Raw genomic sequence first — 15,666 nt, 5'->3', positions numbered from 1 at the left:
GACTCCGATCAGCGATACCGTGTCCATGATGGTCCTCCAGAAGGACAAAATCCTCACTCAGCGTAGTCCACTGAGTGAGGATCGGGCTGACCATCCTATTAACCCCGCCGAGGCGGGGCATTCTTGCTGCGCGAGCCGCTGAAGCCCGTCGCGCTTACTTCTTGAACACGAGGTCGGTTTCCTTCAGCGACTCGATGTAGGACGCGATGTCCTTCATGTCGCTGACCGACAGGTTCTGGACCTGCGCCTGCATGATCGCGTTGTTGCGGCCGATCAGCGGGTTCGTCAGCCCCATCTGGTACTGGCGCATCGCCCACACGAGATAGTCGGCGTGCTGGCCGGCGAGGCGCGGGTACTCCGCGTTGATCGGCTTGTTCAGCTGCGCGCCGTGGCAGGCTGCGCAGTTGTGCGATTCGACCAGTTCCTTGCCCTTCGAGATGTCCGCTGCGTGCGCGGTACCGATCGCGAGGCCGGCCGCCAGTGCAACCGCCGCCGTCTTGAATGCGTTGTTCATGAATGCTCCTGTCCCGCCGGAGAGATCGGCGGCGCGCGCTTTACTTGTAGGGGTTGTCCTTCGTGTCGGCCTTCTGGGCGGCGTAGTACGCCGACAGATCCGCGATGTCCTGGTCGGTCAGCGAGCCGGCGATCGCATTCATCGACGGGAAGTGACGATCCTTCTTGCGGTAGGCCTTCAGCGCGTTCTCGAGGTATTGCTGGTTCTGGCCGCCGAGGACAGGCACCCGGTAGACCTCCGGGTACGCCGCGCGGTAGTCCTGGATGCCGTGGCAACCGATGCACATGGCGGCCTTGCTCGCCCCGTCCTTCGGGTTGCCGACCACACCGGCCGCCTGCGCGCTGCCCGCGAGCGCCACGAGCGCTGCGACAACGACGTGTTTGCCGACGAATTTGTTCATAGCTCTTGTAACCTAGCTTGAGGGGAAACTGGCGCCGAAGCGGCAACGGCCCGCGCCGTTTTGCTTGTCGGTCGCCACGCAGGCCAAAAAAAACGGCCAGATTGTACCGCGTCGGCGGGGAATGCGTCCATACGGCGCCCCGGCGGGCCCCGCCACAGCCCCGCAACGATACGCGGGCGCGGCCCGCCCGGACAGCCCTTCTGACTTATACTGGGTTTTTTTCCCGTTGAAGAAGAGCGCCGCCATGCGTTTCGAAGGGTCCTCGCAGTACGTCGCCACCGACGATCTGAAGCTCGCGGTCAATGCCGCGCTGACGCTGCAGCGCCCGCTGCTGATCAAGGGCGAGCCCGGCACCGGCAAGACCATGCTCGCCGAGGAAGTGGCCGCCGCGCTCGGCATGCCGCTGCTGCAGTGGCACATCAAGTCGACCACCAAGGCGCAGCAGGGCCTGTACGAATACGACGCCGTGTCGCGGCTGCGCGATTCGCAGCTCGGCGACGCGCGCGTGAAGGACATCGCGAACTACATCGTCAAGGGCGTGCTGTGGCAGGCGTTCGACGCCGAGCAGCCGAGCGTGCTGCTGATCGACGAGATCGACAAGGCCGACATCGAATTCCCGAACGACCTGCTGCGCGAGCTCGACCGGATGGAGTTCCACGTGTACGAGACGCGCGAGACCATTCGCGCGAAGCACCGCCCGCTCGTCATCATCACGTCGAACAACGAGAAGGAGCTGCCCGACGCGTTCCTGCGCCGCTGCTTCTTCCATTACATCCAGTTTCCCGATCCGTCGACGATGCAGAAGATCGTCGCGGTGCATTTCCCGAACATCCGCGAGGAACTGCTGCGCGCGGCGCTCGAGAGCTTCTTCGAATTGCGCGGCGTGTCGGGGCTGAAGAAGAAGCCGTCGACGTCCGAGCTGCTCGACTGGCTGAAGCTGCTGCTCGCCGAGAACATCCCGGCCGACGCGCTGCGCAGTGCCGACGCGAAGCAGATCGTGCCGCCGCTCGCCGGCGCGCTGCTGAAGAACGAGCAGGATCTGAGCCTGCTCGAGCGGCTCGTCTACATGAACCGGCACAACCGGTAACCCACCCGCGAAGGCCCGGCCATGCTGCTCAATTTCTTCTACGCGCTGCGTGCAGCCAAGCTGCCCGTCTCGGTGAAGGAATACCTGACGCTGCTCGAATCGCTGAAGGCCGGGCTGATCTCGCCGTCGATCGACGCGTTCTACTTCCTCGCGCGGATGACGCTCGTCAAGGACGAGCAGTACTTCGACAAGTTCGACCAGGCGTTCGGCGCGTATTTCCACGGCGTGTCCGCGCTGCCGTCCGAGGCGTTCGACATCCCGCTCGACTGGCTCGAGAAGCGCCTCGAGCGCGAGCTGTCGCCGGAGGAGAAGGCGCAGATCGAAGCGATGGGCGGCCTCGACAAGCTGATGGAGCGTTTGAAGGCGCTGCTCGACGAGCAGAAGGAACGCCACGAAGGCGGCAACAAGTGGATCGGCACCGGCGGCACGTCGCCGTTCGGGCACGGCGGCTACAACCCGGAAGGCGTGCGCATCGGCGGCCCGTCGAACGGCAACCGCACCGCGGTGAAGGTGTGGGAAGCGCGCGCGTACCGCGACTACGACGATTCGGTCGAGATCGGCACGCGCAACATCAAGGTTGCGCTGCGGCGGCTGCGCCGCTTCGCGCGCGAGGGCGCGGCCGAAGAGCTCGACCTGCCCGGCACGATCCGCAGCACGGCCGCCAACGCCGGCTGGCTCGACCTGCGGATGGTGCCCGAGCGGCACAACAACGTGAAGGTGCTGATGCTGCTCGACGTCGGCGGCTCGATGGACGACCACATCAAGCGCACGGAAGAGCTGTTCTCGGCCGCGAAGGCCGAATTCAAGCACCTCGAATTCTTCTACTTCCACAACTGCGTGTACGACCACCTGTGGAAGAACAACCGCCGCCGCCACTCGGAGCGCACCGCGACGTGGGACGTGCTGCACAAGTTCACGCCCGACTACAAGCTGATCTTCGTCGGCGACGCGACGATGAGCCCGTACGAAGTGCTGCAGCCCGGCGGCTCGGTCGAATACAACAACCCGGAAGCCGGCGCCGTGTGGCTGCGCCGCCTCGCCGACCAGTTCCCCCACCATGCATGGCTGAACCCCGAGCCCGAGCGGCTATGGGAATACCGGCAGTCGGTCGCGATCATTCGCGACGTGCTCGGCCAGCGCATGTATCCACTGACGCTCGCGGGCCTCGAAACCGCGATGCGCGCACTCAGCAAGTAACGACACCCACCCGCAGATACCCAGGCCGCGTCCGAGCGGCCGCCCCGGAGAGAGCATGAACCCTTCGCCCACCGCGAGCGCGAGCCGCGCCGGCGGCCGCCGCTTTTTCGCCGATACGTCCGTGTCCACGCTCGTCGCCGGCTTCGTCGCGATGATGACCGGCTACACGAGCTCGCTCGTGCTGATGTTCCAGGCCGGCCGCGCCGCCCACCTGACCGATGCGCAGATCTCGTCGTGGATCTGGGCGCTGTCGATCGGCATGGCGCTGACGACCATCGGTCTGTCGCTGCGCTTTCGCGCGCCGGTGGTCGTCGCATGGTCGACGCCCGGCGCCGCGCTGCTGGTCGCGTCGCTGCCCGGCGTGCCGTACCCGGAGGCGATCGGCGCGTTCGTCGTCTGCGCGCTGCTGCTGACGGCCGTCGGCGTGAGCGGGCTGTTCGACACGCTGATGAAGCGTATTCCGGCCGGCATCGCGGCCGCGCTGCTCGCGGGCATCCTGTTCGAGATCGGCATCGAGATCTTCCGCGCCGCGCAGTTCCAGACCGCGCTCGTGCTCGCGATGTTCTTCACCTACCTGATCGTGAAGCGGCTCGCGCCGCGCTACGCGATTCCGACGACGCTGATCGTCGGCACGGCGGCGGCCGGCGGCCTCGGGCTGCTCGACTTCAGCCGCTTCCACATCGCGCTCGCGCAGCCCGTGTTCACGATGCCCGCGTTCTCGATCGCGTCGATCGTCAGCATCGGCATTCCGCTGTTCGTCGTCGCGATGGCGTCGCAGAACGTGCCGGGCATCGCGGTGCTGCGCGCGGACGGCTATCAGACGCCTTCTTCGCCGCTGATCGCGACGACCGGCCTCGCGTCGCTGCTGCTCGCGCCGTTCGGCTCGCACGGCGTGAACCTCGCGGCGATCACGGCCGCGATCTGCACGGGCCCCGAAGCGCACGAGGATCGCGCGAAGCGCTACACGGCCGCCGTGTGGTGCGGCACGTTCTACCTGATCGCCGGCATCTTCGGCGCGACGATCGCCGCGCTGTTCGCCGCGCTGCCGAAGGCGCTCGTCGTGTCGGTCGCCGCGCTCGCGCTGTTCGGCTCGATCATGAGCGGGCTCGCGAACGCGATGCAGGACGTGAAGCAGCGCGAAGCGGCGCTCGTCACGTTCATGGTCACGGCTTCGGGCCTTACGCTGCTGTCGATCGGCCCGGCGTTCTGGGGGCTCGTCGCGGGCGTCGTCACGCAGGTGATTCTGAACGCGCGGCGCCCCGCGTGACGCGGCTCGCCGTCCGCCGCGGCGCGCGCCCGACGCGCCAAAACGTGCGCGACACGAATCGGGCCTAAAATGATGGATCGGAAGCGGCGCCCGGCGCCGCTTCGCTTCGCCGCCGCGCTCGCGCGGCCCGTGAGAACCCGGCGCCCCGCGCTCTTCTTCCGAATCGCCATGACTACCGCACTCGACCAGCTGAAGCAGTACACGACCGTCGTCGCCGACACGGGCGACTTCCAGCAGCTTGCGCAATACAAGCCGCAGGACGCGACCACGAACCCGTCGCTGATCCTGAAGGCCGTCCAGAAGGATGCGTACAACCCGATCCTCGAGAAAACCGTCCGCGATCATCGCAACGAAAGCACCGATTTCATCATCGACCGCCTGCTGATCGCGTTCGGCACCGAAATCCTGAAACTGATCCCGGGCCGCGTGTCGACCGAGGTCGACGCACGCCTGTCGTTCGACACGCAGCGCTCGATCGACAAGGGCCGCGAGCTCATCAAGCTGTACGAAGCGGCCGGCGTCGGGCGCGAGCGCATCCTGATCAAGCTCGCGTCGACGTGGGAAGGCATCCGCGCGGCCGAAGTGCTGCAGAAGGAAGGGATCAAGTGCAACATGACCCTGCTTTTCTCGCTCGTGCAGGCCGCCGCGTGCGCGGAAGCCGGCGCGCAACTGATCTCGCCGTTCGTCGGCCGCATCTACGACTGGTACAAGAAGCAGGCCGGTGCCGACTGGGATGAAGCGAAGGACGGCGGCGCGAACGATCCGGGCGTGCAGTCGGTGCGCCGCATCTACACGTACTACAAGACGTTCGGCTACAAGACCGAAGTGATGGGCGCGAGCTTCCGCACGACGAGCCAGATCACCGAGCTCGCCGGCTGCGACCTGCTGACGATCAGTCCCGATTTGCTGCAGAAGCTGCAGGAGAGCAACGACACGGTCGCACGCAAGCTGTCGCCGGACACGCTGCAGGACAAGCCGGCCGAGCGCGTCGCGATCGACGAGGCATCGTTCCGCTTCCAGCTGAACGACGAAGCGATGGCGACCGAAAAGCTCGCCGAAGGCATCCGCGTGTTCGCCGCCGACGCGGTGAAGCTCGAGAAGCTGATCGACGCACTGCGCTGAGCCGCGCCGCGCGTCAGCGGCTGTCAGCAAGACTGACAACAGGCGTCAGCACACGCGCCGAAAACGGCTGCGAACTTCGTGTTCGCAGCCGTTTTATTTTTCATTCCATCGTCAAGCGCGCGCACTACAATCCACGTCACGGGTACGACGGCCGCCTCCCGATGCACCCTTTTTCCCCCAGTCAGTCTTGCACGACGCCACGCCAGCGCCGACGCGCCGGCATGGCACATTCCAGGAGACAACGATGCAAGTTCAACCGTACCTGACGTTCTACGGTCGTGCCGACGAAGCCCTTCAGTTCTACGAAAAGGCGCTCGGTGCGAAGACGATGTTCAAGATGCACTTCAAGGACGCCCCGCCGAATCCCGATTACCCGATGTCGCCGGAGATGGCCGACAAGGTGATGCACGCGAGTTTCACGATCGGCGAGTCGATGATCATGTGCTCGGACGGGGACTGCAGCCAGCCGGCGGGCGCCGCGCACGCCGGCTATTCGCTGTCGCTGAACCCGGCGACGGTCGACGAAGGCCAGAAGCTGTTCAATGCGCTCGCCGACGGCGGCGAAGTGACGATGCCGTTCGGCAAGACGTTCTGGGCGCTCGGCTTCGGGATGGCGAAGGATCGTTTCGGCGTGCACTGGATGGTCAACGTCGAGGATCTGTCGCAGCGCGAGGAACTCGCGAAACGCGCGCAAGGCTGACGCAAGAACGAACGCCCGCCACCTTGCGGTGGCGGGCGTTTTCGTTGCTGCGCGACGCGTGCGCGGCACACCGCCGCGCACGGCCCGTCTCAGCCCTCGACGACGTCGAGATAATCCTCCGGCCGCGTGCGATCCTCCGCATGCGTCATCCCCATCACGCGCACCAGCACGCTCACCGCCACCGACACCACCAGGTTCACGATCAGCGACCACACGGCCGCGTAGCCGGGAATCGCGAGGCCGAACAGGTGGATCGTGAAGATCGAACTCGCGAGCTTCAGCGAGACCGCCATCCATGTGCCGCACACGATGCCGGCCGCCCAGCCGGCCAGCAGGCCGCGATGGTCGAGCACGCGCGTGTACAGGCCGAGCACGATCGCGGGCAGCGTCTGGATGATCCAGATCCCGCCGAGCAGTTGCAGCTGAATCGCGTAGGTCAGCGGCAGTCCGAGGATGAACGCCACCGCGCCGACTTTCACGATCAGCGACACGAGCTTCGCGACGTGCGTCTCCTGGTCGTGCGACATGTTGCGGTTCACGAACTCGCGATGGATGTTGCGCGTGTACAGGTTCGCGGCCGCGATCGACATGATCGCCGCCGGCACCAGCGCGCCGATGCCGATCGCCGCGAACGCGACGCCGACGAACCACGACGGGAAGTACTCGAGGAACAGCGCGGGCACCGCGAAGTTCGGGCCGAACGCCTTGAAGTACGGCGCGTACTGCGGCATGTCCTTCACGCCGGAGGCGAGCGCCATGTAGCCGAGCAGCGCGAGCAGGCCGAGCACGAACGAGTACGCGGGCAGCATCGCCATGTTGCGGCGGATCGAGTTGCCCGACGACGACGACAGGATCGCCGTGACCGAGTGCGGATACAGGAACAGCGCGAGCGCCGAGCCGATCGCGAGCGTCGCGTACGCACTGTAGCCGTTCAGGCTCATCGCGTCGGGCGCCTTCAGCAGCAGCTTCGCGGGCGGCACCGCGGAGAAGATGTGCCCGAAACCGCCGAGCTTCGCGGGGATCACGATCACCGCGGCGGCGATCGTGACGTAGATCAGCACGTCCTTCACGATCGCGATCATCGCGGGCGCACGCAGCCCCGACGTGTACGTGTAGGCGGCGAGGATCGCGAACGCGATGATCAGCGGCAGGTCGCCGACGAAGCCGGTCGTGTCGAAGCCGAGCGCGCCGATCACCACCTCGATGCCGACGAGCTGCAGCGCGATGTACGGCATCGTCGCGAGGATGCCCGTCACCGCGATCGCCAGCGCGAGCATCCGGCTGCCGTAGCGCGCATTGACGAAATCGGCGGCCGTCACGTAGCCGTGCCGCTTCGCGATGCTCCACAGCTTCGGGAACACGACGAACGCGAACGGATAGATCAGGATCGTGTACGGCAGCGCGAAGAAGCCCATCGCGCCGGCGCCGAACACGAGCGCGGGCACCGCGACGAACGTGTAGGCCGTGTAGAGATCGCCGCCGAGCAGGAACCACGTGACGATCGTGCCGAAGCGGCGTCCGCCGAGGCCCCATTCGTCGAGATGGGCAAGATCGCCGCGCCGCCAGTTCGCGGCCAGGAAACCGATGATCGTGACGCCGATGAACAGCAGAACGAAGACGAAGGTCGCGCCGAGATTCATTGCGCACCTCCTTGCGTGCCGCTCGCCTTCCACGCGTTCTTGGTCTTGAAATACACGAACGCGGTGATCACCGCGCTGATGAAGACCCACAGCAACTGGTACCAGTAGAAAAACGGAAAACCGAGCCATTGCGGTTCGATCTTGCTGTACGACGGTACCCAGACCATCGCGATCAGCGGCAGTACCAGCAGCCAGAGCCAGCGCTTGGCGGCCCGGTTGGCGTCGGCATCGTGAGCCATGACGTCTCCTCTTCTATCCCGGTTATCGATCTTGTTGAGCGGGTACGGCGCCGAGAGGAGCGGCAAAACGGGTAGGCTGCGGCTCCCCTGGCTTCGCGCCAGTATAGGAGCCGCGAGCACGCGGTCAAGCAGGGGCGAACCCGAGGTGATCCGCCCCTTGTCGCGCGGTTGCACCGGCCTGTCGCCGGTGCCTGCGACGTCAGATCGCGAACGCGACGTCGCGTGCGCCGGCCGTGGCTTTCAAAGCTTTCACCCACTTGCGCGCGGGCAACTTCAGCGTGTCCTCGATCAGCTTCGCGCGGGCTTCCAGTTGCGCGAACGGCACGTCGAGCGCGGGGCCCGAGAACGCGATCGCGATCCGGTTGCCGTCGTGCACTTCGGGCAGCGCGATCACGCGGTGATCGAACGCCGCGTTCAGGTGCTTCATGTTGCGCACGAAGCTCGGATGATCGCCGAACAGGTTGATCGTCGCGATGCCGGCGTCGGCGAGGCAGCCGCGCACCGCGCGATAGAACGCGACGCTGTCGAGCACGGGGCCGCGCGCGGTCGCGTCGTACAGGTCGATCTGGATCGCGCCCGTCGTGCCGCGGTTGGCCGGGTCGTTGACGAAATCCCATGCGTCGGCTTCGTGCACGACGAGGCGCGCGTCGTCGGGCGGCAGCGCGAACATCGTGCGCGCGGCGACGATCACGGCCGGGTTCAGCTCGACGGCCTCGACCTTCGCGTGCGGCAGGAAACGATGCGAGAACTTGGTCAGCGCGCCGGTGCCGAGCCCGAGCTGGACGATCCGCCCGGGCGTTTCCAGGAACAGCAGCCACGCCATCATCTGCTGCGCGTATTCGAGCTCGATATGCAGCGGCTTCGAGATCCGCATCGCGCCCTGCACCCACTCGGTGCCGAAGTGCAGGAAGCGCACGCCGCCTTCTTCGGAGAACGTCACGGGCGCGAAGCGCGGCTTGCGCGGCGCTTCGAGCACCGGCACGTCGTCGTGTTCGTCGATGTCCGGGCGGCGCTTCACGCGCGGCGGCTGGAGTTTTTCGGAGCCGTTGTACGCGGACGGCTTGCGTTGCTTGAACGCGCGCGCCTCGGCGGACGCGCGCTTGATCAGTCGGGTCATGTTGGTTGAATCTCGCTGGATGACGCTGGATGAGCGGACGAGAGGATAGCATTGGTGGGGGGCGGAGGCCGCCGGCGGCGAGCGCGTCCGCCGCCGGTACGCCCCGATGTTCCGGCCCATTCGACTGCTGATACGACGACGATCGACATCCGGGAAACCCGCCGCCAGCCCGATCCGGAACGCGATCGATCATTTACTTTCTTGCAATAAAAAGCCGCTCGCCCGCCCGAACCTATGCCAAACTGAAACGGCATTCGGGGAGGCACACAGCGGCCATGACGCATACAGCGACGGACCACGCACCGCCAGATCGCCAGGGATGGCTCTCCAGAGAGCGGCTCGTCCTGTACAGCGCGGCGATCCTGGTGTTCCAGCTCGTGTTGCTGGGTATCTGGGCATTTTCGTACTGGGCGCTGCATCTCCCCGGCGTGCCGCCCCCGGGCATCGACTTCCGCGTGTTCTGGAGCGCGTCTTTCGTTTCCCTCTACAGCGGGCCGCTCGCCGCCTTCGACCTTCACCAGATGTTCGAGGCGGAAGCCCGATTGCTGCCGGACTTCCCGCCCGCGCAGATTTTCGCACCGTGGGTTTATCCGCCGACCTTCCAGTTGCTGGTTTATCCGCTGGCGCTGCTGCCCTATGCCGCTTCGTACGGCCTGTTCGTCAGCATCGGCATCGCAAGCGCGTTGGCGGCGTGCACGCTCGCGATGAAGGATCGCCCTCTGCCGTGGATCACGCTGGTCGCGTTCCCCGGCATCTGGGTCGTGACGATCTGCGGGCAGAATTCGTTGCTGACCCTGGCGTTCGCCGCCGGCGCACTGGGATGGCTCGAACGACGACCGGTCGTCGCCGGCGTATGCGCCGGCATGCTCGTCATCAAACCGCAACTCGCACTCCTGTTTCCGTTGCTGTTCCTCTGCGGCGGACATTTCCGCGCGCTCGGCGCGATGGCCGTCACGGCCGCACTGTTCTGCGCAATCAGCGCACTGGTGCTCGGCGTGCCGCTGTGGCTGCGCTTTTTCGACACGCTATCGTGGTTCAGCCAGTTGATCCTGGTGAACAATGCAGGCGGAATCTGGAGCGCGATGCCGACGCCGTTCGCGATGTCGCGACGGCTGGGCGCCAGCCTGCCGAGCGCCTTTGCCGTTCAGGCGGCCATCGCGATACCGGCCGTAATCGCGACCGCGGGCCTATGGGCGAGGAAGAAACATGCGGACTTGTGCGCGGCAGCGGCAATCGTCGCGACGCTGCTGACCCAGCCGTACCTCATCTACTACGATCTCGCGTGGCTGCTTCTTGCGATCATTTACGTGTGCAAATACGACCGGACGACCCGCGCGCTCGGTCGGGCGGACCATGCGCTCATCGCGGTGGCGTGGTTGTTGCCGGGGCTCTCGTTTTTCCTCGTGTTCAGGCCCGCGATGGGGCAACCGGGCGCCGTCCTGTTGCCGATATTCCTGATACTGATCGTCTACCGCGCATCGCTTCATCGCGCGGCTGACGCAACAACCTCGGTGGCCGTACAGGAATCGTCCGGCTAGCGAGCCGGCTCGCCGAGCACCGCGCCAAGCGGCCGCCAGAACCGGTCGCCATTTTGTCCAGTTTGACACCGGCGTCGATCAGCCAGCATGCTGCTGCGGCGCACGCATTTTCTTTCGACGTGACCGGTTGTACCGTAACGTCATCGAAGCCTGCCAACATCCGCTCCGCTCATACCTGCTCCATCACACGGGATTTCGTACGCATGAGTCACATCCACTTCATTGGCGGGGAAAAAGGCGGCGTCGGCAAATCGCTCGCGGCCCGCGTGCTGGCCCAGTATTTCATCGACCGGAGCATGCCTTTCGTGGGCTTCGATACCGACCGATCGCACGGCGCGCTGCTGCGGTTCTATGGCGATTTTGCCGCGCCGGCCGTGCTCGACCAGCATGACAGCCTCGATCCGGTCATGGAATCGGCGCTCGAAGATCCGCAGCGGCGCATACTGGTCGATCTCGCGGCCCAGACGCGGCAGCCGCTCGCCAAGTGGCTCGACGATTCGGACATCGTCGAGTTTGCCGAAGAACACGGCCTCACGTTGACGTGGTGGCACGTGATGGACACGGGACGCGATTCGGTCGATCTGCTGCGGCAATGGCTCGACGAATTCGGCGGACGAATCAAGCTGGTGGTGGTGCTGAACGAAGTCCGCGGCGATCGCTTCGAGATTCTGGAGGCATCCGGCGAACGCCAGCGGGCGGAAGCCCTTGGCGCCAGCGTGATTACGCTGCGCCGCCTGCCCGATACGACGATGCAGAAGATCGATCGACAAAGCGCGAGCTTCTGGGCGGCGGTCAATCATCCCGACCGCGCGGCCACGGGGCTCGGCTTGCTGGAGCGGCAGCGCGTCAAGGTCTGGTTGCATCGTACTTATGAGGCGCTGGGCACGCTTGCGTTGTAGCGCGAGCCCCGCCGGCGGTGCGGCGCGTGCGGCAAGTGGCTGGAATGGCTCATGCCGGGAAAACCTGGAGGTTCAATGGCCGATCACGACAGACTGCATCCACTCCGTCCATTCCTGAAAAACTGGGTTTGGGAGCACGGTCGAATCGGGACGCGCTATCTCGACTGCGTCGATGGCGAAATCAAGTTCGACGAAGGCAAGAAATCGCATTTCGCGGCCGAGCAATATACCTACGTGCCGCTGGGCAAGAACGCCGACGACGACGCATCCGCGGAGGGTCCCGCGATCCACGAGGCGGGACTTGCCCGCTTTTTGCGGGCGGCGCAGATGGGCACGCCCGGGGAAGCCGGTTCCGTGGCGGAGGTTCAGCGCGCCGTGCAGGATTGCGTGGAGATCGGCCTGTTCAGCGCGTATCAATGGGAGGCTCGCCAGGCACTGGCCCGCTACGCGCAGGAACCGATGTTCGATGACGAGATCCGCGCGGCGGTTGTCGACGACGTCCGGCGAACTTACGTCGGCATGCGAGAACAGCTGGCGCTGTACGATTTCAGCGTGCTCTACGGCTTGCCCACGCCGCTGCTGATCAGCGACACACCGTTCATCGACTGGCGCGTGACGACCAGTCCGGCACTTCCGTTCGTATCGCTTCCGCTGGGACCATACTGCCTGCTGGTCGGCGCGCCGTCGGGCAGGAGTAGCCGAATCGGCCCGGTGGTCTGGAAGGCCGCGGCCGCGATGGGGCCGTTGAAGGACCACAATCGCCAGATCGAGAAGCATGCACGTCTGTGGCTGGTGGCGACCACCGATGATCAACTCGTCGCTGCACAAAGTCGCCTTGCGTCGACCACGGGCGCCAGGCAAGGCGCGGCGAAGCCCTGACCGGGAGAGACTCGGAATCCAACGCGTCTCAGGCGCGAAGTGCGCGCCAAAGCACCAGCTTCTGCTCGAACGACAACATCGCATTCGCCGGGCTCGACGAAGGCAACACGAGGGTTTCATAACCCGCCGCGCCGATCACGTCGGCAAACCGCCCTGCCGTCTTGCCGTTGAAGCACACGCGCTTGAGCAACGGCGCATGCGCGCGCAACGAAGCGAAATCGTTCGGCTTCGCATTCCTGATCGCGGAATCGAGACTGCCCTGTCGATGGCACGCATCGAGCACATCCCAGATGCCGATGCCGTGCGACAGCACGCGTTCGAGCCGCACGTCATACGCGAGCTCATGCAGCCCCGGCTCGCCGAGCACCGCACCCAACAATCGCCAGAACTGGTTGCGCGGATGCGCGTAGTACTGCGCGGCGTCGAGCGACGCCTCGCCCGGAAAGCTGCCGAGGATCATCGTGTGCGTATCCGGCGCGACGACCGGCGGAAAACCTTGCAGCATCACACGTCTCCGTGCGACCCGACCGATCGCGGCCCGTCGCCGTGCGCGGCGAGATGGCGCCACAGCGTCGGCAACATGCACTCGGTGACCATCAGCGGCTTGCCGTGCCGCTGGAACACCGAGCGCCGCGCGGCAAACGCATGCGGCGCTCGCGCGCCCTGCAACGCATGGCTCGCGAGCGCATACAGCGGATGACCGGCGATCACGCGCCGGCTCACGAGCGCCGAGCGCTCGACCTGCGGATCGCTGTACAGCAGCTCCGCGAGCGGCCGCGTGCGCAGCCGCCGCATCGCCTGCCACACGCCCTTGCTGGCCGCGAGCGGCGCGATGCTGTGCGCGGCGACGTACGGCGTGCCGTCGACCGACAGGATCACCTCGCGCACCCACATCGGCGCGCGCGGCGAGCTGGCTAGCGCGTCGGGCTCGTCGAACCACGGCGCGTCGACGGCCTCGCGCGTCACGCGCACGGTCACGCGGCCGAGCCGCGCCAGGTGCGCGGTCAGCGATCCGCCGCGCGTCAGCCAGTCGCGCTGGTCGAGCGTACAGCCAGGCCGCGGCGTCTCGCGCCAGCCGGCCTGTGCGCCGTCGAATCGCATGCGCGCGTTCACGCGGCCCGCGACAGCAGCAGCGCGTTGGTCCGCTTCACGAAGCTCGCCGGATCGTCGAGCATGCCGCCTTCGGCCAGCAGCGCCTGATCGAACAGCAGATGGCACCAGTCGCCGAAATCGGCGCTGTCGGCGTTCAGCTGCTTCACGAGCGCGTGCTCCGGGTTGATCTCGAGGATCGGCTGCATCGCCGGCGCGTTCTGGCCGGCAGCCTTCAGCATCCGCTGCAGGTAGCCGCTCATGTCGTTGTCGTCCGCGACCAGACACGACGGCGAATCGGTCAGGCGGAACGTGACGCGCACTTCCTTCACCTTGTCGCCGAGCGCTTCCTTCATCTTCTCGACGACCGGCTTGATCGCCTCGCCGGCCTGCTCCTGCGCCTTCTTCTCCTCGTCGTTCAGCTCGCCGAGATCGAGATCGCCGCGCGCCACGCTCGCGAGCGGCTTGCCGTCGAATTCGTGCAGGAACGACAGCATCCATTCGTCGACGCGGTCGGTCAGCAGCAGCACCTCGACGCCCTTCTTGCGGAACACTTCCAGATGCGGGCTGTTCTTCGCGGCCTGCCACGTATCGGCGGTCACGTAGTAGATCTTGCTCTGCTCAGGCTTCATGCGCGACACGTAGTCGGCGAGCGACACGTCCTGCGCATCGGTGTCGCCGTGCGTCGATGCGAAGCGCAGCAGCTTCGCGATGCGCTCGCGGTTCGCGTGATCCTCGCCGAGGCCTTCCTTCAGCACCTGGCCGAACGCCCCCCAGAACGTCTTGTACTTCTCCTTGCCGGCATCGTCTTCCGCGTTCGCGAGTTCCTCGAGCATCGACAGCGCACGCTTGGTCACGCCTTCGCGGATCGCCTTCACGTCGCGGCTTTCCTGCAGGATCTCGCGCGACACGTTCAGCGGCAGGTCGGCCGAATCGACGACGCCCTTCACGAAGCGCAGGTACTGCGGCAGCAACTGCTCGGCGTCGTCCATGATGAACACGCGCTTCACGTACAGCTTCAGGCCGCCGCGATAGTCGCGGTTCCACAGGTCGAACGGCGCGTGCGCCGGCACGAACAGCAGCTGCGTGTATTCGCTGCGGCCCTCGACGCGGTTATGCGTCCACGTGAGCGGATCCTGGTGATCGTGCGCGATGTGCTGGTAGAACTGCGTGTACTGCTCGTCGGTGACGTCGCTCTTCGAACGCGTCCACAGCGCGCTCGCCTGGTTGACGGTCTCGTCCTCGTCCTTCAGGACCATCTCGCCCTTTTCCTGATCCCACTCTTCCTTGCGCATCAGGATCGGCAGCGCGATGTGGTCGGAGTACTTCTGGATGATCGACTTCAGGCGATGCGACGACAGCAGCTCGTCCTCGCCTTCGCGCAGGTGCAGCGTGATCGTCGTGCCGCGCTGCGCGCGCTCGATCGCGTCGATCGTGAAATCGCCCTCGCCCGCGCTTTCCCAGCGCACGGCTTCATTCGCCGGCAGGCCCGCGCGGCGCGTCTCGACGGTGATCTTGTCGGCGACGATGAAGCCCGAGTAGAAGCCGACGCCGAACTGGCCGATCAGCGCCGCGTCCTTCTGCTGGTCGCCCGACAGCTTCGTGAAGAATTCCTTGGTGCCCGAACGCGCGATCGTGCCGAGGTTCGCGATCGCCTCGTCGCGGCTCATGCCGATGCCGTTGTCGTCGATCGTGATCGTGCGCGCGGTCTTGTCGAAGCCGATGCGGATGCGCAGGTTCGGATCGTTCTCGTACAGCGCGCTGTCCGCGAGCCCTTCGAAACGCAGCTTGTCGGCCGCGTCGGACGCATTCGACACCAGTTCGCGCAGGAAGATTTCCTTGTTGCTGTAGAGCGAATGGATCATCAGGTGGAGGAGTTGCTTGACCTCTGCCTGAAAGCTCATCGTTTCGTGTGCCATGGATGCTGTTTCCTCTTACTTGAACTGGAAAGGGGTGACGCCGGCGCCCGGCGCGCGAT

Annotated in this window: 16 protein-coding genes; 8 read left to right on the top strand and 8 right to left on the bottom strand. The window is 65.8% G+C overall.

Translation table 11 applies throughout. The features are described 5' to 3' along the window. Positions 1-154: 154 nt before the first annotated feature. Both HWX55_RS33830 and HWX55_RS33825 read right to left on the bottom strand, forming a co-directional pair. Complete coding sequence (locus HWX55_RS33830) at positions 155-514, bottom strand: cytochrome c (RefSeq protein ID WP_006478193.1); 360 nt, start codon at positions 512-514, stop codon at positions 155-157. A gap of 40 nt (positions 515-554) precedes the next feature. Beyond that, a complete protein-coding gene (locus HWX55_RS33825; RefSeq protein ID WP_006478192.1) occupies positions 555-914 on the bottom strand; it encodes a cytochrome c in 360 nt (119 codons plus the stop codon). A gap of 244 nt (positions 915-1,158) precedes the next feature. On the opposite strand from HWX55_RS33825, the gene HWX55_RS33820 reads away from it, so the two are divergent. The 5 genes from HWX55_RS33820 to HWX55_RS33800 all read left to right on the top strand — a co-directional run bounded on the left by HWX55_RS33820 (position 1,159) and on the right by HWX55_RS33800 (position 6,287). Beyond that, positions 1,159-2,001, top strand: a complete 843-nt coding sequence (locus tag HWX55_RS33820; RefSeq protein WP_050018107.1) for a MoxR family ATPase — start codon at positions 1,159-1,161, stop codon at positions 1,999-2,001. A gap of 21 nt (positions 2,002-2,022) precedes the next feature. Continuing rightward, positions 2,023-3,198, top strand: a complete 1,176-nt coding sequence (locus HWX55_RS33815) for a VWA domain-containing protein (protein WP_050018108.1) — start codon at positions 2,023-2,025, stop codon at positions 3,196-3,198. A 55-nt stretch (positions 3,199-3,253) separates the two neighbouring features. Further along, positions 3,254-4,465, top strand: coding sequence for a benzoate/H(+) symporter BenE family transporter (locus HWX55_RS33810; RefSeq protein ID WP_175978837.1), 1,212 nt, complete (start codon positions 3,254-3,256; stop codon positions 4,463-4,465). Positions 4,466-4,633: 168 nt separating this feature from the next. Then, a complete protein-coding gene (gene tal / locus HWX55_RS33805) occupies positions 4,634-5,587 on the top strand; it encodes a transaldolase (RefSeq protein WP_175978836.1) in 954 nt (317 codons plus the stop codon). A gap of 244 nt (positions 5,588-5,831) precedes the next feature. Then, on the top strand, positions 5,832-6,287 hold the full coding sequence (locus HWX55_RS33800; protein ID WP_089435427.1) for a VOC family protein: 456 nt from the start codon (positions 5,832-5,834) through the stop codon (positions 6,285-6,287). Between the two features lie 89 nt (positions 6,288-6,376). Here the strand turns inward: HWX55_RS33800 and HWX55_RS33795 are convergent, their stop codons facing one another. The 3 genes from HWX55_RS33795 to HWX55_RS33785 all read right to left on the bottom strand — a co-directional run bounded on the left by HWX55_RS33795 (position 6,377) and on the right by HWX55_RS33785 (position 9,283). Next, positions 6,377-7,927 carry a sodium:solute symporter family protein gene (locus HWX55_RS33795; protein WP_050018111.1) on the bottom strand — a complete coding sequence of 517 codons (1,551 nt, stop codon included), beginning with the start codon at positions 7,925-7,927 and terminating at the stop codon, positions 6,377-6,379. Beyond that, complete coding sequence (locus tag HWX55_RS33790; protein ID WP_006490660.1) at positions 7,924-8,166, bottom strand: DUF3311 domain-containing protein; 243 nt, start codon at positions 8,164-8,166, stop codon at positions 7,924-7,926. The genes HWX55_RS33795 and HWX55_RS33790 overlap by 4 nt, the downstream gene beginning before the upstream one ends. A gap of 199 nt (positions 8,167-8,365) precedes the next feature. Then, the gene (locus HWX55_RS33785) at positions 8,366-9,283 is read right to left on the bottom strand and encodes a spermidine synthase (protein WP_175978835.1); all 918 of its coding nucleotides are present in this window, start codon (positions 9,281-9,283) and stop codon (positions 8,366-8,368) included. Between the two features lie 275 nt (positions 9,284-9,558). On the opposite strand from HWX55_RS33785, the gene HWX55_RS33780 reads away from it, so the two are divergent. The 3 genes from HWX55_RS33780 (at position 9,559) to HWX55_RS33770 (ending at position 12,599) form a co-directional block, all read left to right on the top strand. Continuing rightward, a complete protein-coding gene (locus tag HWX55_RS33780; protein ID WP_175978834.1) occupies positions 9,559-10,821 on the top strand; it encodes a glycosyltransferase family 87 protein in 1,263 nt (420 codons plus the stop codon). 203 nt (positions 10,822-11,024) lie between these two features. After that, positions 11,025-11,720 (top strand): mobilization protein, encoded by a 696-nt coding sequence (locus HWX55_RS33775; protein ID WP_175978838.1) that lies wholly within the window; start codon positions 11,025-11,027, stop codon positions 11,718-11,720. A 75-nt stretch (positions 11,721-11,795) separates the two neighbouring features. Continuing rightward, positions 11,796-12,599, top strand: a complete 804-nt coding sequence (locus HWX55_RS33770) for a hypothetical protein (RefSeq protein WP_175978833.1) — start codon at positions 11,796-11,798, stop codon at positions 12,597-12,599. Positions 12,600-12,627: 28 nt separating this feature from the next. Here the strand turns inward: HWX55_RS33770 and HWX55_RS33765 are convergent, their stop codons facing one another. The 3 genes from HWX55_RS33765 to htpG are packed head-to-tail and all read right to left on the bottom strand — an operon-like array spanning position 12,628 to position 15,607. Further along, positions 12,628-13,104: a DNA-deoxyinosine glycosylase gene (locus HWX55_RS33765; RefSeq protein ID WP_175978832.1), complete on the bottom strand. Its 477-nt coding sequence runs from the start codon at positions 13,102-13,104 to the stop codon at positions 12,628-12,630. Continuing rightward, a complete protein-coding gene (locus tag HWX55_RS33760) occupies positions 13,104-13,700 on the bottom strand; it encodes a chorismate lyase (protein ID WP_175978831.1) in 597 nt (198 codons plus the stop codon). Before HWX55_RS33760 ends, HWX55_RS33765 begins: the two co-directional genes overlap by 1 nt. An 8-nt stretch (positions 13,701-13,708) precedes the next feature. Then, on the bottom strand, positions 13,709-15,607 hold the full coding sequence (gene htpG, locus HWX55_RS33755; RefSeq protein WP_175978830.1) for a molecular chaperone HtpG: 1,899 nt from the start codon (positions 15,605-15,607) through the stop codon (positions 13,709-13,711). Positions 15,608-15,666: the final 59 nt, after the last annotated feature.

It is taken from the genome of Burkholderia sp. BCC1047 (genome assembly GCF_902833155.1).
GTDB classification, from domain to species: Bacteria; Pseudomonadota; Gammaproteobacteria; order Burkholderiales; family Burkholderiaceae; genus Burkholderia; species Burkholderia sola.
The sequence above is the reverse complement of the archived record's forward strand: the minus strand, read 5'-3'. Positions and strand labels throughout refer to the sequence as shown.